The sequence below is a fragment of the Aeromonas sp. R3-1 genome, from assembly GCF_040908345.1.
Classification (GTDB): domain Bacteria; phylum Pseudomonadota; class Gammaproteobacteria; order Enterobacterales; family Aeromonadaceae; genus Aeromonas; species Aeromonas veronii.
On the sequence record NZ_JBFODN010000206.1, the window covers coordinates 1 to 2,641 of the forward strand.

Annotated in this window: 2 protein-coding genes; both read left to right on the top strand. The window is 61.9% G+C overall.

Features of this window, described 5'->3' with window-relative positions; all coding sequences use genetic code 11:
- On the top strand, positions 1-981 hold a 981-nt coding region (gene yjeH / locus AB5Y85_RS13150; RefSeq protein ID WP_368221552.1), incomplete at its 5' end, for an L-methionine/branched-chain amino acid transporter.
- 392 nt (positions 982-1,373) lie between these two features.
- Positions 1,374-2,641 (top strand): lysine decarboxylation/transport transcriptional activator CadC (cadC, locus tag AB5Y85_RS13155; RefSeq protein WP_368221554.1); only part of this gene is annotated, 1,268 nt, incomplete at its 3' end.

The window sequence follows — 2,641 nt, forward strand, 5'->3', positions numbered from 1 at the left end:
CCTGCCGCCCTGATGATTGCCGCCGGCTTCTGGCACGCCCTGTTCGAGATGGGGGAGTGGACCCTCTGGGCGATCCAACTGCTCACCCTGCTCGGGGTCTTTCTGCTGGGGCTGCGCGGGGCGCGATCTTCCGGCAACCTGCAACTGCTGATTGCGCTCGCCATTTTGGGGCTGACCCTGCTTATCTGGTTCAAGGGGGAGGTGAGCTGGCGCGATGCGGCCCGGCCGCTACCGAGCGCGGATGAGTGGCCCCCTATGGCCACCGCGCTGGCGGTGATGTTCTGGTGTTTTGTCGGGCTGGAAGCCTTCGCCCATATGGGGGAGGAGTTCAAGCGGCCGGAGCGAGACTACCCCATCGCTCTGCTCGGCGGGGTGCTGCTGGCGGGGCTTATCTACTGGATCCACTCGCTGGTGGTGCTCAAATATGGCCTCTACGGCGATGAGGCGAAAAACGCCACCGCCATCCCCTCCCTGCTGGCGCTGCTGTTTGGCCCCACCGCCAAGTGGCTGGTGGCGGTGCTAGGTTATCTCTCCTGCTTTGCCAGCATCAATATCTACATTCAGGGCTTTGCCCGGCTGATCTGGAGCATGGCGCGAGAAGGCAAGTTACCCGCTTCGCTGGCCGTGCTCACCGCGCGCGGCGCGCCGCTGCGGGCGCTCGGCCTGGTGCTTGCCATCTGTCTGCTCTGCATCACCCTTATCATCTGGCTGCGACTGCCGCTCGATGAGCTGATCCGCTACGCCAACGGCAACTTCGTGCTGGTCTATCTGCTCTGCATGGCGGCGGGCTGGCGCCTGCTTGGCGGGGTGGGCAAGGGGCTGGCTGGGGTGAGCGTGCTGCTCTGCGCTCTGGTGCTGGTGGCGCTCGCCACTCAGGTGCTCTATGCGGTGGTGCTCAGTCTTGGCTACGGCGGCTTCTCGTTGTGGCGGCGTCATCTGCGCCGCAGTCGTCAGCAGGATGCGCTCCCGCTGGCGAAGTAACGTCTCCCCGATGGTCGAAGAAATGAGAAAGCCCTGATGTTCAGGGCTTTTTGATTACGGCATATGGGATGTTCATATGAATACTAGTTGGCACGCTATTTGCCGAAAAGTGCGGTGTCGGATCAACTCAACGGCGATTTATAGCCAAAAAAAGTGGGATCCAGCTCCCGTTTTGCTTAAAGTGATCCCTTCCGATCCCGGTGGTCGGAATGCCCGCAAGGATGCCCTTCAGACGTAAACAGGATGGCCTGGCCAGACTGACTCTCAGAGATGTGATTGCTTCGGTTCTCTTTTTATCTGTCACCTGTGGTGATGGCGCCTTGTTCCGTTCAGTCAGCCCGGGTTTTGCGTCTCTCTCATCGTGCATTGTCACCATCTGCAGCGAGTGAATCATGAGCGAATCGGTTTTTGAGATCCACGACTGGACCCTGAGCGTTGACGACAACATGTTGTGTCGCCCCGACCGCGAGGTCTACCTCGAACCCAGACTGGTCAATCTGTTGCGGTTTCTGGCCCATAATGCCGGCACTGTGTTTGGCCGCGATGCCTTGATCAACGAGGTGTGGGATGGCGCCGAGGTGACCGATCAGGTAGTGACCCAGTCCATCTTCGAACTGCGCAAGATCCTCAAAGATGGTCGCACCGATGCGACCGACTATATCGTCACCGTACCCAAGCGCGGCTACAAGCTGGTGGCACCGGTGCGGCCACTACAGGTGGTTTCCGTGGTGATGGCGGACGAGCAGCCCGCGCCCGCGGTCAATACCGCTCTCTCCGACAACCCGACGCTCTCCGATCTGAGCCCGCCCGCGGCTGAGCAGGATGATGATGCACAGCCCAATGTCGCCCCTTTTCCTGCCGGGCCCCTGACCCGCGCCATCTCCACCCATGCCAAGGATGCCCGCAGTCGCTGGAAGATGGTGAGTTTCGATATCTTCGTTGCCATCGTGCTGATCGCCATTGTCAGCATGCTCAGCTACCAGCACACCAGCCCCCAGGTGCATGCCATGCTGGATCCCAATCTGCTGGTGTTCCGCTTCCACTCCGGCATGGATGACAACAACGAGAACGTGCGCTTCGCCGATGGCATTACCCGCGCCCTGATGGGGGAGGTGGCGGTGGCTACGCCGCTGCGGGTGCAGTATGGTGCCACCACTCTGATGGGGGGCATCATGCCCGGCAAGGAGCTGAGTGTGCGGGTCACCCGCCAGCCGCGCGGCACCTATCTCGATCTGGAGTATCGCAATATCAACACCAACCGGGTGCTGTTCAGCCATCAGTACCAGCTCAGTCGCCACAGTGTGCACGGCGTGTTGCAGGCCAGCAGCCAGGATCTGCTGCGCGCCCTCGACCAACCCGATGCCGAGCCGGGGATGGGCTGGCCGACCGATGATGCCTCCCTGATGGCGATGATGGAGGCGCAGTACTACATCAACAGCCGGGATCCGGTCGCCCTCAAGCGGGGCATCGATCTGCTGGAGCAGGCGCTGATTGCCCATCCGGATCAGCCGCTGCTGCTGGCGGAGCGCTATCTGGCGGGCGAGGCGCTGGCCACTCTGGCGGGAAAATCCGAGAGCGAGCGACTGCAGGGGATTGGCACCCATCTCGCCAGCGTGGTGCAAAACAGCGGCGCCCTGCCAGCCCGGGTGTGGGAGGCGTT